Source organism: Flavobacterium hercynium (assembly GCF_002217285.1).
Lineage (GTDB): Bacteria > Bacteroidota > Bacteroidia > Flavobacteriales > Flavobacteriaceae > Flavobacterium > Flavobacterium hercynium.
In genome coordinates, this window is record NZ_MUGW01000074.1 from 21,587 (window position 1) to 35,600 (window position 14,014).

The window sequence follows — 14,014 nt, forward strand, 5'->3', positions numbered from 1 at the left end:
ATTAGATTTATGGTTATATGCATTTCTAAAATAATTTTATTTTATTGAGCCGATAATATCATACTTGGTGATAATATGGTGATTCCCGTTTCCTAAATCAAGCAAAACGGCATCATTTTCTTTTGTAAATAATTTAGAAACTTCTTCGATTGGCGTTCCTAATTGTACAATTGGAAAAGGTTTGCCCATTACTTCTTTAATTGGTTTTTCGGCAACATTTTTATCTGCTACGTAGCTTCTAAATAAATCTGTTTCATCAACAGAACCAACAAATCCGTTGATATCAACAACCGGAATTTGTGAAATTTTGTATTTACGCATACGGTCAATAGCATGCGAAACTAATTCTTCTGTTCGCACAACGATCAATTCTTTATCAATATGATCTTTGATAACGTCTTCCGCTTTGGTGATGTTTTCTTCTAAGAAACCACGCTCACGCATCCAGTCATCATTAAACATTTTACCTACATAACGGCTTCCTGAATCATGAAATAATACAACTACAACATCATCTGGTTTAAAATGCTCTTTTAACTGTAAAAGCCCTTTTATACAAGCTCCTGCAGAATTCCCCACGAAGATTGCTTCTTCTAGTGCAATTTTTCTGGTGTAAACTGCTGCATCTTTATCTGTTACTTTGGTAAATCCATCGATTAAAGAAAAGTCAACATTTTTAGGCAAAATATCTTCTCCAATACCTTCTGTTATATACGAGTAAATTTCATTTTCATCAAAAATTCCCGTTTCGTGGTATTTTTTAAAAACAGAACCATAAGTATCAATTCCCCAGATTTTAATGTTTGGGTTTTTCTCTTTTAGATATTTTCCAACTCCTGAAATTGTTCCTCCAGTTCCTACACCTACAACAAAATGCGTTATTTTTCCATCTGTTTGTTTCCAGATTTCCGGTCCTGTCTGCTCATAATGTGCCAAAGAATTTGACATATTATCGTATTGATTTACGTACCATGAATTTGGTGTTTCTAAAGCAAGACGTTTTGAAACTGAATAATACGAACGTGGATCTGTTGGCTCAACATCTGTAGGGCAAACTACAACTTTGGCTCCAACAGCACGCAAAATATCCATTTTTTCTTTTGATTGTTTATCAGAGATAACACAAATCAATTTGTATCCTTTTATGATGGCAACAAGCGCCAATCCCATTCCGGTATTTCCTGAAGTACCTTCAATAATAGTTCCTCCCGGCTGTAGGCGACCATCTGCCTCTGCATCTTCAATCATCTTTACGGCCATTCTGTCTTTTACAGAATTCCCAGGATTAAAAGTTTCGACTTTTGCCAATACTAACGCATCAATTTCAGCAACAACTTTGTTGAGTTTTACTAATGGCGTATTACCAATTGTTTCTAAAATGTTATTTGAAAAGTCCATTTATATAAATTTAAATATTTGGTTTAAAATAAAAAGGGCGTTTGGCTTATTGGAAGAAATTCCAAACTAAACCAAAACTAATCGTAAAATCACGATATGGGTTATTAGGTGCTGAATAATAATTGTCTTTAAAGAAAGAAGAATTAAAATGTTCTGCTTTTAAATAAATTCTTGTCTGACGGATTCTGGCGTTTACAAAGAAATCAAGATTGGCATAATTTCCAATTTTCTTTTCCTGCTGAACAAAAAATTCTCCAATAACAGGATTATAATCATTACCGTAATATTCTGTAAAGTAATTAAATGTAATACCGGTTTGCATGAACAATGCTTTCTTGAAAAAATATCCGGAATAATAAATTGTGTTTCTGGTTACAAAATCAGGAACATTCAAAATTAAATTCGACTGCTCTACCTTTTGATATAAAAGCGTATTGTCTAAAGCAAATCGTCCAAATTTAAATTCTCTGCTTGCTTTTACTGACCAATAATTGATTGCATTTTCATATTGAGCTGGTTTTATAATCTGAACTCTGTTTAAATCATCCGCTTCTGTAGAAGCATCTTGAAAATACAAATGATCATTTAAAACTGAATATTGTACCTCAGCATTTAACCAACGCGTAAAAACATTGGCACTAAGTGTGTTTATTTTCTCATTTTTAAAATTGTTTGACCAATTATACGCTACATAACTACTTTGGTATAAGTTGTAATTATTATTCGCTAATTTATTGACATTACGATATCTGAAATCAAATTTAATATCATCGTTTAACGTATATCGTAATTTTGCATCTAGATCTGATAAGGATTCATTACCGATTGATCTTGAATATAAAAATCTACCGTTCCATTTGTTTTTTTGATACTCATATTGTCCGCCAAAATTATTAATTTGCTGATAAATGTTAGCAGGAATAGCTCTGCCATCATCAAATATCATCACCTTTTCATACTTATAATTGGATCTGTAATCGTCTATAAAGAAATTGAATTTCCCTAAAAGAGAATTTTCGTAGGCAAGACCTCCCTTATTGTATAATCTTTCAAATCGGGTTTGATCGTTTATTCCGCTTGTCAGGTACGATTCTCCAAAGCGTTGTACCGGCAACCCATCAATAGTTGTCGTTACTGTTCTTTGATTGTATTCGTAAAATTTGCTTTCGTAATTAAACTGATGCGTTACGTACAAATTATTATTAGCATCTTTTGGATTGACTCTGAAGGCATGATCAAAAAACACACGTCTCCCTTTTAACATTGATTTTGCATCGGTTAAATAGACTTGCAGACGCTGGCGATTGTCAAAGTCTTTGTCTCCACTTTCAAAATTTAGAGGTGTTGTAATTCCTCCATTTTCTCCATTTGAAATATCCTGAGATGTAAAATGCGCTTTTAAAACATATCTTTTCTCTGTAGTAGCGTAACTTGTAGTAAATCTAAAATTACCCGCGCTTACTAACTGATTGATATAATTTCCTTCTGAACGTAAACCTCTGTAGGCTATAGAAAAGTTAAGGTTTTTTGAAGTATTTAAGGTAATGAACGAATCTACATTTTGTCCTTTGTTTATTGTGGTATTAAAAAACAACTCTGTCAATGGTGTCGCTGCTGAATAATACTGAATTTGATTTGCTTCAAGGTAACCAAAATGTTTTCCGGTAAAACCTATTTCAGGATAAGGCGAAACATCGGTTAAATTATATTGTAATGTATTATAAACCTGTCCTATATTTGAAAAAGGTAAAAGTCCGAAAAGATCTTTTCTTAAATGATTTTGTTTGTAAGCACTTTTTAAAGTCAATGATGTATCTACATAAGTGGTGTCATGCTCTAAAGTAATAATTTGATACTGGTCAATAGTGGCAATTTTGCTCGTTTTCTTTTTAACAGTATCTGTTATACTATTATACTTTGTGTTCATATCTAAACTATTATTAGAAGTCTTTTTTTCCTGAGAAAACAATAAAGTGGGTACGACTAATAGATATAGAAAAAATAGTATTCTCATTTGATAGCTTTATAGATAATTATTTTGGCAAAATTTGTCAGGCAAAGGTAAAAGATAAAACCGTATAAATAAAAAAACACTTCAATTTAAACGACTGCCTTTGTAATTAGTAGTAGAACGGATATTTTTACAGAAAATTTTATAATATTTGCCTTTTAAAAACTATTAGAATGCTTGAAAAAAATTTCTCAGGATTTGTTTTCGAAACAGGAACAGATGAGGCTGGCCGAGGATGTTTGGCAGGGCCCGTAACGGCTGCCGCGGTAATTTTAAGATCTGATTTTGAGAATCAGCTATTGAATGACAGTAAGCAATTGTCTGAAAAAACCAGAGAACTTTTAAGACCTATTATCGAGCAGGATGCTGTTTGCTTTGCCGTAACGCATCTACTTCCCGATGAAATTGACGAGATAAATATCCTAAATGCTTCTATGAAAGGCATGCAGGAATGTATTTTAAAACTAAAACAGGTTCCGGAATTTATTATTGTTGACGGAAATCGTTCGCTGAATGCCAAATTAGGGTTGAAAAATACTTTCGGCAAACAGTTTTCAGATACTGAAATCGCTCTTTTAAAATCGATTCCAAATCAAAGTATTATAAAAGGAGATTCTAAATTTTTGAGTATTGCGGCAGCTTCTGTATTAGCAAAAACATATCGTGATGATTATATGGATAAGATTCACGAAGAGTTCCCAATGTACAATTGGAAGAAAAACAAAGGATATCCAACAAAAGAACATCGTGAAGCCATTCGTAAATACGGAACCACAAAGTATCACCGAATGAGTTTTAGACTTTTGCCGGAGCAATTAGAACTAGAGTTTTAGTTTCATTCTAATATTTACCGGCAAATACTATTTAGCTGTTTAAAATTTTGCTACGCTCCTACCTCAACTTCAAAAACATTTTGAAGCTGGTTTTTCCATTCAGCAATAATTTTTTCATCAAAAACACTGTCGGCTTTGTCAAAATAAAAATGATGCTGTATTTCTAAACCACAATAACTAAAGATTCCCGTATCTGAGGTTAAAATTAGTGCTTTCCCCATTCCATTGGCTTCGTATTCTGCATGGGATTTTCCGTGTGAATTAACGATAATTGTCGACTTTCCTGTCAGTAATCCTTTTTGAATCCCCTGATTGTATTGGTAGGCAAATCCATAACTAAATACTCTGTCTATATATCCTTTCATGATTGCCGGCATTCCTGCCCACCAAATAGGATACACAAAAATGATTCGATCTGCCCAGGTAATATAATCTTGTTCTATCTGAACATCGCTTGTCACGGTACCCAGTCGTTGTTTACTTAAATCATCTAAAGAAAGTACCGGATTAAAATTAATTTCGTTTAAATCCCGAATTACAATTTCCTGATTTGATTTTTCTAAACTTTCGACAATTGTGTGTTTAAAAAAATGGTTTAAACTGGATGAATTGGGATGCGCGTAAATAATTAAATTTTTCATGTTTCTGTTTTTATTAAAGTAATACAGGTCAAAAGTAGAATGTGAGCCCGAAAGAAAATTGTAAGAAAACGAAAAGCATATCTCAAAAAAAATCCCGCTAAAAAAAGTAGCGGGATTGATTAGGTGAAAAATGAGTTTTTTAGAATGATGTTGAAGTGGTAAGTTCTTTCCAGTTTTCAAGTTCTGTTTTTACGATCTCTATTTTACTGTTTGCCATATCATACGCATCTTGTCCTAAAAATAAGTGCAATGGTGGATTTTTCTCCTTGCTAATTTGAATTAAAGCATCAATTGCTTTTTCCGGATCGCCCGGCTGATTTCCGTTGATTTCATTTTGATGCGCTATAACTGACTGACGAGCTTCTTCATAATCAGCAATTGGATTTTTCGGTAATCCCATTGAACCTTCAGATAAGAAGCTAGTTCTAAAATACCCTGGATACACCAAAGTAACATTTACTCCAAATTCTTTAACTTCTGCCTGCAAACCTTCTGTTAATCCTGATACGGCAAATTTAGTAGAACAATAAATTCCCCAACCTGCAAATCCTCCGTGGTATCCTCCTATAGAAGAGATATTAAAGAAATGTCCTGATTTTTGAGCTCTAAAATGTGGCATTGTATTTCGAATTACATTTAGCAAACCAAATACATTTACATCAAAATTACTTCTTGATTCTTCATCTGAAAGTTCTTCTAATGTTCCTATTTGCCCATAACCGGCATTATTTACTACGACATCAATTGTATTAAAATGACTTATTGCTTTTTGAACAGCAGCCTGAACACTGTTTTCTGTTAAAAGATCCATTTCGAGAGGTAAAAAAGAATCTGATGCTGAACCAATTTCGCTAATCAACGAATTTACATTTCTGGAAGTTGCGGCTACTTTATAACCACTTGCCAATAGTTTTTTTGCTAAAACCAAACCTAAACCTTTTGAGGCTCCTGTTACGAACCATACTTTATTTGTTTCCATTTTTTAATAGTGTTTTAATTAGAAGACAAAAGTAAGACAGCAACGGAGCGTTTGGCTAACGCAATTCAAACAGTAAATTACAAAAATCAAACAACTCTAAATTGTGTAGGTGTAAGCTGGATATTTTTCTTGAAGAAGTTATTAAAATGTGTGGGTTCTTCGAATCCTAAACTGTATGCGATTTCAGAGACATTCCAATCGGTGTGTTTCAAAAGAATCTTTGCTTCCTGCAGAATACGCTCGGTGATAATTTCTGAAGTTGTTTTTTGTGTTGTTTCCTTTAATGCTCTGTTGAGATGATTGACATGAACAGTTAATTGATCTGCAAAATCAGCCGCGGAACGCAGAGAGAAACGTTGTCTGGAATTTTCTATTGGAAATTGTCTTTCGAGCAGTTCTAAAAACAATGATGAGATTCTGCTGGATGCATTAGAATGCTGTGTAACAGATATATTAGCAGGTTGCATTTTTAATGCGCTATGAATAAGTTCGAAAACTAAATTTCGCAACACATCATATTTATAGGTATAATCAGAATTTATTTCGACGATCATTTGCTGAAAAATACTTTTAATTTTTTCTAACTGATCATCATCAATAGCAAAAACAGGCGAACCATTGGGTTTAAAAACCGGATATTCTTTGAGATTTCCGAACTGATGAAAAAAAGCTTCGGTAAAAACACAAAAAAAGCCTGTTTGCTGTTCTTCCAGTTCTTCCCAATTATAAGGTACTTGCGGATTTGCAAAGAAAAGAACCTGTTTCTCGATCTCTACGACTTTATCGGCATAATGTACTCTGTTTTTCCCGATGATCAGACTGATCTTAAAGTAATCGCGTCTGCTGTATGGAATAGGCTTAGCGCTGCATCCCATAAATTCATCGAGTACAAAAACATTAAAATGTCCGATTTCTTTTTTAAGATTCTCGGGCATGAAAAGGAGTTTCTTTTGATAAAAATCTTCTATGCTTTCTAGTTTTTCCATTTTGTAAAGTTACAAAATTCAAACAACACTCGTTGGGGTTCCGTTACAAATATCTTTCTGGAATTTTAAAAATTTAGTAGGAGAAATGTTTGTGAAATATTTGAAATCATGAATTAACTGGCTTTGATCGTAATATCCACAATCTTCTACCACGGTTAACCAATCAATTTTTATTTCAGTTAAGGCGTTTTTCTGAATCTTTTCGACTGCTTTTAAAAACCTTTCATATCTGCTGACTTCTTTAATCGTATACCCAAAAAGCTTTTTCTGATTCAGCTGAATGTTACGTTCTGTCTGATTGGTTTGAGAAGCTATTGCTTTAATTGGATTAAGCGCTTCTTGTTTAAAGTTAGCCAAAAGTGTTGTAATCTGGTTTTGCTCTCCTAAATAAGGCTTGCAAAAGTCTAAGATATAGTCAACACGATTTTGATTATCTGGTATTTCCTTTAATTCTTCCCATAAGGCAGAGAAACAATTTCCGGGAACTAAATCATCGGGATGAACAGGAACTGTATGCGCTAAAAGTGCGTTACCAAAGAATCTGTAAAAAGCATCTTCTTTGAAATTAGCTACTAAAATTTCTGAATTGGGTTCTAATGTATAATCAAAAGCTTGTTTTATGGGACCTAAAACCATGCACTTTTCGACTTGCAGCACATTATTTTCTTTTAATTTTAAAGAGCCTGCTGTTCCAAAGTTAAAAACCATAATGGTTTGAAAACTGGGTAGCAAGGTTTTTGTTATTGGAAGTGCTGTTTTATTCTCAGCAAAGTAAAAATGAGAAAAAACAGTTTCAAATGCCAAAGGAACTGCAATTCTGTAATTGTTATTTTCTTCAGCATTCTTCATACTATTTTTATATTTAAGTCTTTATTGAATAAATTCTGCTTCGAATAAATGCGTTAAATGTTTTATGATTTTTGCTTTTACCTCGTCTTCATCTACTTTTTCTACACCTAGTTCTACTTGCAGTGATGTAACGCCTTTTCCCCGAATTCCACACGGAATTATATTGTCAAAATAACCTAAGTCTACGTTTACATTTAATGCAAATCCGTGCATGGTTACCCAACGGGAAGCACGTACGCCAAGCGCACAGATTTTGCGCGCAAAAGGTGTTCCAACATCTAGCCAGACTCCGGTTTCGCCATCGCTTCTTCCGCATTTTAATCCATATTCTTCTAAAGTGAGAATAATAGATTCTTCGAGAAAGCGTAAGTATTTATGAATGTCTGTAAAGAAATTTTCTAAGTCGAGAATAGGATAACCTACAATTTGCCCTGGTCCGTGATACGTGATATCTCCACCACGATTTATTTTGTAAAAAGTTGCCCCTTTGGCTTCTAATTGCTTTTCGTTCAGTAATAAGTTTTCTAAATCGCCACTTTTACCTAAGGTGTACACATGCGGATGCTCTACAAATAATAAATAATTAGGTGTAGGCAAATCGAGTTCTTCTCTTCTGTTTTTGATTTTTAAATCTACAACATCTTTGAAAAGGTCTTCCTGATATTCCCAAGTAGCTTTATAATCTTTATTCCCCAGATCCTGAAGTTGAATTTTTTTATTCATTTTGTTTATTTTTCAAACTCTACATCAAAGTTAAGTTTGTCAGGATTCTCCATATAATCCGTAAAAGGGTATTGAATTGTTATTGTTTTTCTGTCGTCGCTAAACACCGCATTTGGATTTGATGCTTTTTTGATTCGTTTAGGAAAATGATATTGTAGAATATAATTTGAAGATGCAAAAATCATTTTTGACATATCTGCTTCTGATTCCTGTTTTTTTTCAGCATCTTTTTTGTTTACAACTGCTTTACGGCTGAATTTTTTTCCGTCATAACTAAAACTCAATTTGCTGTTGTTATTTCCGAATCCTCCACCAAAAGGAGCTGTTGCATTTGCAGCACTTTCTAATTTTTGAAAAGCACTCAATGCCTGCAATACATCCTGCAATTCATTTACATTTTTAAAGTCGTTAGAGATCTTCATTAAAAACTCTTTTTGCTCTGCATTCATTTTAGTATTGACTACATAATTTTCTAGCTTTTTAAGTTCTTTTTGTGTTTCAGGAGATAATTTAGCAATGCTGTCTTTTTTCTCCTCAAATAATTTTTTAAAGGTAAATGTGGTATCTATGCTTTTTTTAGCCTCAGCCCCCATTTGTTGTCCTATTTGATCACCCGCCATTGCCATTAAGGCTGAACCATCTATATCAACAGAAAATTTTCCGGTTCCGTTGTCGTTTACATGAATGTTTTCGGTAAAAGTACAACTCGTTAAGGTTGCTAATAAAAAAGAAAAACTAAGAAGTTTATATAGTTTCATAAAGATTAAATTTTTCATCAAATATACGAACTCTTATTTTAATTGCTTAATCGTTGATTTGTTTAATCGTCTAATCGAAAAGTTGCTCTTTCAATGCCATTCTGCTGTTCTGGTAATTTCCAGTGCACTACGATTTTCTACATTTTTATGCTAATAAGTGCTCCGACTAAAATGTTCTTTTAAAACCGGAAATCTCTAACCTAGCCCCGACAGCAGCCTACCGTGTGGACATAAAATTATACAGATAGGACTGAACACGAATTTCACCAATTTTCACCAATCTCTTTAGGTAAATTTTGGTTTGTGTAATTCATTTCAAAAAAAGAATTCGTGTCAATTCGTGAAATTCGTGTTGATTTTAAAATTATGTCTACACGGCATGATAGCAGCGGTATCCTTTTTTGCTTTTTCTGCAAAAAAGATACAAGCGAATAGCGGGACAAAACGGAATTGAAACACTGTAAATTACTGCTGCAAAAAATCTAAAACCTGCATTCTAAAATCTGCATTCTTTTCTTTATCTTTGAACTCTTAAAAAAGAGCACAAAATGGCATTATCAGAACAAGAAATCATTAGAAGAGAAAAACTTCAGACCTTACGCAACTTAGGGATAAACCCTTATCCGGCAAATCTTTTTCCTGTAAATCATACTTCGAAGCAGGTGAAGGAAACTTTTGAGGAAGGTAAGAAGGTGATTGTTGCCGGACGTTTGATGAGTGTTAGAGATCAAGGGAAAGCATGTTTTGCTGAATTGCAGGATAGTGAAGGACGTATTCAATTGTATGTTAATCGCGATGTTTTGTGTGAAGGTGATGATAAAACGTTATACAATCAGGTATTTAAAAAATTAACTGATTTAGGTGACTTTATTGGTGTTGAAGGTGAATTGTTTACTACACAAGTTGGTGCAAAATGTATTCGTGTTAGTGGTTTTACATTTTTGAGTAAAACGTTACGTCCGCTTCCGTTACCAAAAGTAGATGAAGAAGGAAATGTTCACGATGCTTTTAACGATCCTGAGTTACGTTACAGAATGCGTTATGTTGACTTAACGGTTAACCAACATGTTAAGGATACTTTTATTAAACGTACTAAGTTATTCAATGCGATGCGTGGTTACTTTAACGATGCTGGTTATATTGAAGTAGAAACTCCAGTTTTACAGCCTATTGCAGGTGGTGCAGCTGCGCGTCCGTTTATTACGCACCATAATTCGCTTGATATTCCGCTTTACATGCGTATTGCAAACGAATTGTACTTAAAAAGATTGATCGTTGGTGGTTTTGAAGGCGTTTATGAGTTCTCTAAAAACTTTAGAAATGAAGGTATGGACAGAACGCATAATCCTGAATTTACTGCTATGGAAATATATGTAGCTTACAAAGACTACAACTGGATGATGGAATTTGCTGAAGGTTTACTGGAGCATTGCGCGATTGCCGTAAACGGAACTAGCGAAGTAACTTTTGGTGAGCACAAAGTAAGTTTTAAAGCACCTTACGCTCGTGTTACAATGACGGATTCTATTAAACATTTTACTGGTTTTGACATTTCAGGAAAAACAGAAGAGGAATTGTTTGATGCAGCAAGAGGAATGGGAATTGACGTTGATAAAACAATGGGTAAAGGAAAATTGATTGATGAAATTTTTGGAGCAAAATGCGAAGGAAATTATATTCAGCCAACTTTCATTACGGATTATCCTAAAGAAATGTCGCCTTTATGTAAAGAACACCGCGATAATCCTGAACTTACGGAGCGTTTTGAATTGATGATTTGTGGTAAAGAAATCGCAAATGCATATTCTGAACTTAACGACCCAATCGATCAGCGTGAGCGTTTTGAGGATCAAATGCGTTTGTCTGAGAAAGGTGATGATGAAGCAAATGGTATTATCGATGAAGACTTTTTAAGAGCGCTTGAATACGGTATGCCGCCTACATCGGGAATGGGAATTGGAATGGATCGTTTGATTATGTACTTAACAAACAATGCTTCTATCCAGGAAGTTTTATTATTCCCTCAAATGCGTCCTGAGAAAAAACTAGCTCAAATCGAGTTGACTGACGAAGAAAAAATAATTATTGAATTGCTTAAAGCAAACGAAAATAAAATTGAATTAGGTCACCTGAAAGTTACAGCTAACTTAAGCGGTAAAAAATGGGATGCCTCGATGAAAAACTTATCTAAACACGGTTTAACTAAAGTTGCTGTCGAGGGCGAATTTAAAATGGTTGAATTGTTGGGATAATATTTTTTGAAATACATTACAAAAAAGAGCTTCAATTTTGAAGCTCTTTTTTTATGTTTTTTGTTTCTCTAAATAATCTACTAGTTCGTCGATATTGGTATAAGGATTCAAATCAAAAATTGCAATACCATAATTATCTTCAATAACAGACGATCTAATACTTTGCGCATTTGCTTTTGCTGTTGACAGCTTATCTTTTAAAATAGAATAATGTTTAAAGTTGTTTTTTTCATAGCTTTCCATTCCAATGCATTTCTTTAATTCTTTTTCCAGCTCGGATTCAGAAGAAAAAGCTTTAGTGCTTTTTTTATAATGAAACAAATACCATATCTCAAAACAAATACTAGAAAATATAACATCTGCATTTTTTTGAGAAGCGAGCTTAAAAACATCGCCTCGTTTTGCAAAATTATCATGATCGAAAACTACAAATATTTTTTCAAAACCATCTTTCTTTGCATTCTTTAAAACATCTGCGACATCTCCTCTACAATCAATTACATTAACAGCAATAGTTTTAGGTAAACCTAAATCTTCCTTCATCGCAGTAAAATAATTTTTCTCAGTCAATCCTTCACAAAGAATTAAAACCTTTGCTTTAAATTCTCTAAATCTAAAATTATTAACGGGTCTCTTCCTAGCCATTATTTTGAATTTATAAAATCAATCAATTCATGTCTAAAAGTTTCTTTTGCAATATTGGGCACTGCACCTAATCTTCCTTCAATGTACCATTTTTCAAAATTCCCATCTCCTCTTATCCCTTTAATATCTGAAACAGTATATAATTCCGTTTCCCCTTTTGAATTTTTCTCCACTAAATTAATCTGATCTCTTCGTAAATTATTTTCCGGACTTAACAACGTAGTATCATGGGTTGCGAATATAAACTGTGCACCTTTTGTATTTACTTCGGGATCATTAAATAAACTTAAAATATATTGTGCAATTTCAGGATGTAAACTTCTCTCAAATTCATCAGCTACAATAGTGTCACCATACTTTAGAGCCATAAAGATTAAGGGGGAGAAAGAGATGGCTCGTTGTGTTCCAGAAGACTCATCAGAAAATTCAAATTCAATTCTCTCATTCTTATCATTTAGATGAATCGTTTTTATTACTCCATCTTTCTCTTGAAAATCTATAACTTGGGTATCCAACTTTTGTATTAATGACTTTGATAAATTTAGAATTAAACTTTTTCCCTCAAAATCACTAAAAATATGTTTATTCGCAGTTCTATTAAATCTATCAGAATGAAAAACATCTGTAGTGAATACAAGTACCATAGAAATTCTCTCATAAACACTTTTAGCTATTTCAATATTTTCAACGGCTGCCTTACTCAGAAACAACTGGTTCTCAGTAGTTCTTTGTTTTATGGTTTCAAAAATACCTTCATATCCATTACCTTTGTAAAACTCTTGTCTATTTCTTTCAAAAACTTTAACTTTCAAACCTTTAGGATAGAAAAAAAGAGATTCCTTTATGACTTCTTTTTCAAAAACTTCAATAGAATAAGTATACAAAACATTTCCAATTAACATATCAATTGAAAAAAAAGATGGATTACGTAAACTTTTTTCACTTAGTTTGAACGGTTCATATAAGCTTATGGCTTCGTTGGGCTTATTATCTGTTGAATTCCTAACATATTCTCTAAAATCTCCCAAAGCTTTAATAATATTACTTTTCCCACTGGCGTTTGGACCATAGATTGCTGCAGAAGTCAACGCATAATAATCTTTATTTTTTGTCGCCTCTGGATTGGTCACCTTGATACTGTTTACTGGATTTTTTAAATCACTGGGTACCATAGACAACTCTACCATTTCATTTATGGATCGAAAATTGGACACTCTAAAGTTTAACAACATCACTTAAGGGGTTAATTTGTAAATATTATACAAATATAAGGGTTATTTGCACTTTAACACTCTAAATAAGTAAATTGTTTCAGAACAGTTAAAACGAATACTTTTTACTTTTCTTAGCATCAAAATCTAAAACCTTTGTATGTTCTTTTGGAATAGCGCCTTTGTGTTCGTGCTCAATAGAAGGATTTGACGGATATTTTCCGTTTTTTATTTTGATGTGATGTAGTTTACCTCCGCTTCTTATAATCAGATCGTAAAAATTGTCCGTGGTTAAAGTCGTGACATAAATAGGAAAATCTGTAACAGTAAAAGTATTGATTAAACTTCCGTCGTTGTTGAGCAGGTAAGCGGTACAACCTCCGCTTCCGCAGAAATAGGGGCTGGAAAAACCAACAAAATATTCATTCTTCTGGTCATTATTCAAATCGAAGGCATCGTAATAAAAGAATCGATCTTTGGCTGTCATTGCCGGCAAATCTTTTTTTAACAATACAGTCAATTGCTTTTGGATCAATTCTACTGTTTTATCTTCTTTTGCAGGTACATCGCTTACATCTGCCGTTCCCGCGACTGTTTTCGACAAGGTATCTTCGGCAATTTTTTCTATAATATTTTTTGATTCAGTTTTATCTTTATTTTGACAGGCAAACATTGCAAAAATCAATGCTGCTATTAAATATTTAGGTTTCATAATTCTGATTTTTATA

Annotated in this window: 13 protein-coding genes; 2 read left to right on the plus strand and 11 right to left on the minus strand. The window is 33.3% G+C overall.

The features are described from left to right. Positions 1 to 36: 36 nt before the first annotated feature. Both B0A66_RS21875 and B0A66_RS21880 read right to left on the minus strand, forming a co-directional pair. A complete protein-coding gene (locus B0A66_RS21875; protein WP_089051964.1) occupies positions 37 to 1,398 on the minus strand; it encodes a pyridoxal-phosphate dependent enzyme in 1,362 nt (453 codons plus the stop codon). 46 nt (positions 1,399 to 1,444) lie between these two features. Continuing rightward, positions 1,445 to 3,412 (minus strand): putative porin, encoded by a 1,968-nt coding sequence (locus tag B0A66_RS21880; RefSeq protein ID WP_089051965.1) that lies wholly within the window; start codon positions 3,410 to 3,412, stop codon positions 1,445 to 1,447. A gap of 170 nt (positions 3,413 to 3,582) precedes the next feature. Between B0A66_RS21880 and B0A66_RS21885 the strand changes: the two genes are divergently transcribed. Next, on the plus strand, positions 3,583 to 4,242 hold the full coding sequence (locus B0A66_RS21885; protein WP_089051966.1) for a ribonuclease HII: 660 nt from the start codon (positions 3,583 to 3,585) through the stop codon (positions 4,240 to 4,242). Between the two features lie 50 nt (positions 4,243 to 4,292). Here B0A66_RS21885 and B0A66_RS21890 read toward each other — a convergent pair whose 3' ends face one another. The 6 genes from B0A66_RS21890 to B0A66_RS21915 all read right to left on the minus strand — a co-directional run bounded on the left by B0A66_RS21890 (position 4,293) and on the right by B0A66_RS21915 (position 9,178). Then, on the minus strand, positions 4,293 to 4,883 hold the full coding sequence (locus B0A66_RS21890; RefSeq protein ID WP_089051967.1) for an NAD(P)H-dependent oxidoreductase: 591 nt from the start codon (positions 4,881 to 4,883) through the stop codon (positions 4,293 to 4,295). Between the two features lie 139 nt (positions 4,884 to 5,022). Next, complete coding sequence (locus B0A66_RS21895) at positions 5,023 to 5,862, minus strand: SDR family NAD(P)-dependent oxidoreductase (protein WP_089051968.1); 840 nt, start codon at positions 5,860 to 5,862, stop codon at positions 5,023 to 5,025. An 86-nt stretch (positions 5,863 to 5,948) separates the two neighbouring features. Continuing rightward, positions 5,949 to 6,848, minus strand: a complete 900-nt coding sequence (locus B0A66_RS21900) for a helix-turn-helix domain-containing protein (protein WP_089051969.1) — start codon at positions 6,846 to 6,848, stop codon at positions 5,949 to 5,951. 18 nt (positions 6,849 to 6,866) lie between these two features. After that, a complete protein-coding gene (locus B0A66_RS21905; RefSeq protein WP_089051970.1) occupies positions 6,867 to 7,697 on the minus strand; it encodes a helix-turn-helix domain-containing protein in 831 nt (276 codons plus the stop codon). 21 nt (positions 7,698 to 7,718) lie between these two features. Continuing rightward, positions 7,719 to 8,420, minus strand: a complete 702-nt coding sequence (gene lipB / locus B0A66_RS21910) for a lipoyl(octanoyl) transferase LipB (protein WP_089051971.1) — start codon at positions 8,418 to 8,420, stop codon at positions 7,719 to 7,721. A gap of 5 nt (positions 8,421 to 8,425) precedes the next feature. After that, complete coding sequence (locus B0A66_RS21915) at positions 8,426 to 9,178, minus strand: hypothetical protein (protein ID WP_089051972.1); 753 nt, start codon at positions 9,176 to 9,178, stop codon at positions 8,426 to 8,428. A 548-nt stretch (positions 9,179 to 9,726) separates the two neighbouring features. On the opposite strand from B0A66_RS21915, the gene lysS reads away from it, so the two are divergent. After that, a complete protein-coding gene (gene lysS / locus B0A66_RS21920; RefSeq protein WP_089051973.1) occupies positions 9,727 to 11,430 on the plus strand; it encodes a lysine--tRNA ligase in 1,704 nt (567 codons plus the stop codon). 51 nt (positions 11,431 to 11,481) lie between these two features. On the opposite strand, the gene B0A66_RS21925 is transcribed toward lysS, so the two are convergent. The 3 genes from B0A66_RS21925 to B0A66_RS21935 form a co-directional block, all read right to left on the minus strand. Beyond that, positions 11,482 to 12,075, minus strand: coding sequence for an RloB family protein (locus B0A66_RS21925; protein ID WP_089051974.1), 594 nt, complete (start codon positions 12,073 to 12,075; stop codon positions 11,482 to 11,484). After that, positions 12,075 to 13,262 carry an AAA family ATPase gene (locus tag B0A66_RS21930; protein ID WP_244283574.1) on the minus strand — a complete coding sequence of 396 codons (1,188 nt, stop codon included), beginning with the start codon at positions 13,260 to 13,262 and terminating at the stop codon, positions 12,075 to 12,077. The genes B0A66_RS21925 and B0A66_RS21930 overlap by 1 nt, the downstream gene beginning before the upstream one ends. Before the next feature lie 133 nt (positions 13,263 to 13,395). Next, on the minus strand, positions 13,396 to 13,998 hold the full coding sequence (locus B0A66_RS21935) for a hypothetical protein (protein WP_089051976.1): 603 nt from the start codon (positions 13,996 to 13,998) through the stop codon (positions 13,396 to 13,398). Positions 13,999 to 14,014 lie beyond the last annotated feature (16 nt).

Excerpts from the sequence above, each read along its gene's own strand:
- lipB (WP_089051971.1), bottom strand. The coding sequence starts at position 8,420 with ATGAATAAAAAAATTCAACTTCAGGATCTGGGGAATAAAGATTATAAA.
- B0A66_RS21905 (WP_089051970.1), bottom strand. The coding sequence starts at position 7,697 with ATGAAGAATGCTGAAGAAAATAACAATTACAGAATTGCAGTTCCTTTG.
- B0A66_RS21875 (WP_089051964.1), bottom strand. The coding sequence starts at position 1,398 with ATGGACTTTTCAAATAACATTTTAGAAACAATTGGTAATACGCCATTA.
- B0A66_RS21925 (WP_089051974.1), bottom strand. The coding sequence starts at position 12,075 with ATGGCTAGGAAGAGACCCGTTAATAATTTTAGATTTAGAGAATTTAAA.
- B0A66_RS21895 (WP_089051968.1), bottom strand. The coding sequence starts at position 5,862 with ATGGAAACAAATAAAGTATGGTTCGTAACAGGAGCCTCAAAAGGTTTA.
- B0A66_RS21885 (WP_089051966.1), top strand. The coding sequence starts at position 3,583 with ATGCTTGAAAAAAATTTCTCAGGATTTGTTTTCGAAACAGGAACAGAT.
- B0A66_RS21915 (WP_089051972.1), bottom strand. The coding sequence starts at position 9,178 with ATGAAACTATATAAACTTCTTAGTTTTTCTTTTTTATTAGCAACCTTA.
- B0A66_RS21930 (WP_244283574.1), bottom strand. The coding sequence starts at position 13,262 with ATGGTAGAGTTGTCTATGGTACCCAGTGATTTAAAAAATCCAGTAAAC.
- B0A66_RS21880 (WP_089051965.1), bottom strand. The coding sequence starts at position 3,412 with ATGAGAATACTATTTTTTCTATATCTATTAGTCGTACCCACTTTATTG.
- B0A66_RS21935 (WP_089051976.1), bottom strand. The coding sequence starts at position 13,998 with ATGAAACCTAAATATTTAATAGCAGCATTGATTTTTGCAATGTTTGCC.
- lysS (WP_089051973.1), top strand. The coding sequence starts at position 9,727 with ATGGCATTATCAGAACAAGAAATCATTAGAAGAGAAAAACTTCAGACC.
- B0A66_RS21900 (WP_089051969.1), bottom strand. The coding sequence starts at position 6,848 with ATGGAAAAACTAGAAAGCATAGAAGATTTTTATCAAAAGAAACTCCTT.
- B0A66_RS21890 (WP_089051967.1), bottom strand. The coding sequence starts at position 4,883 with ATGAAAAATTTAATTATTTACGCGCATCCCAATTCATCCAGTTTAAAC.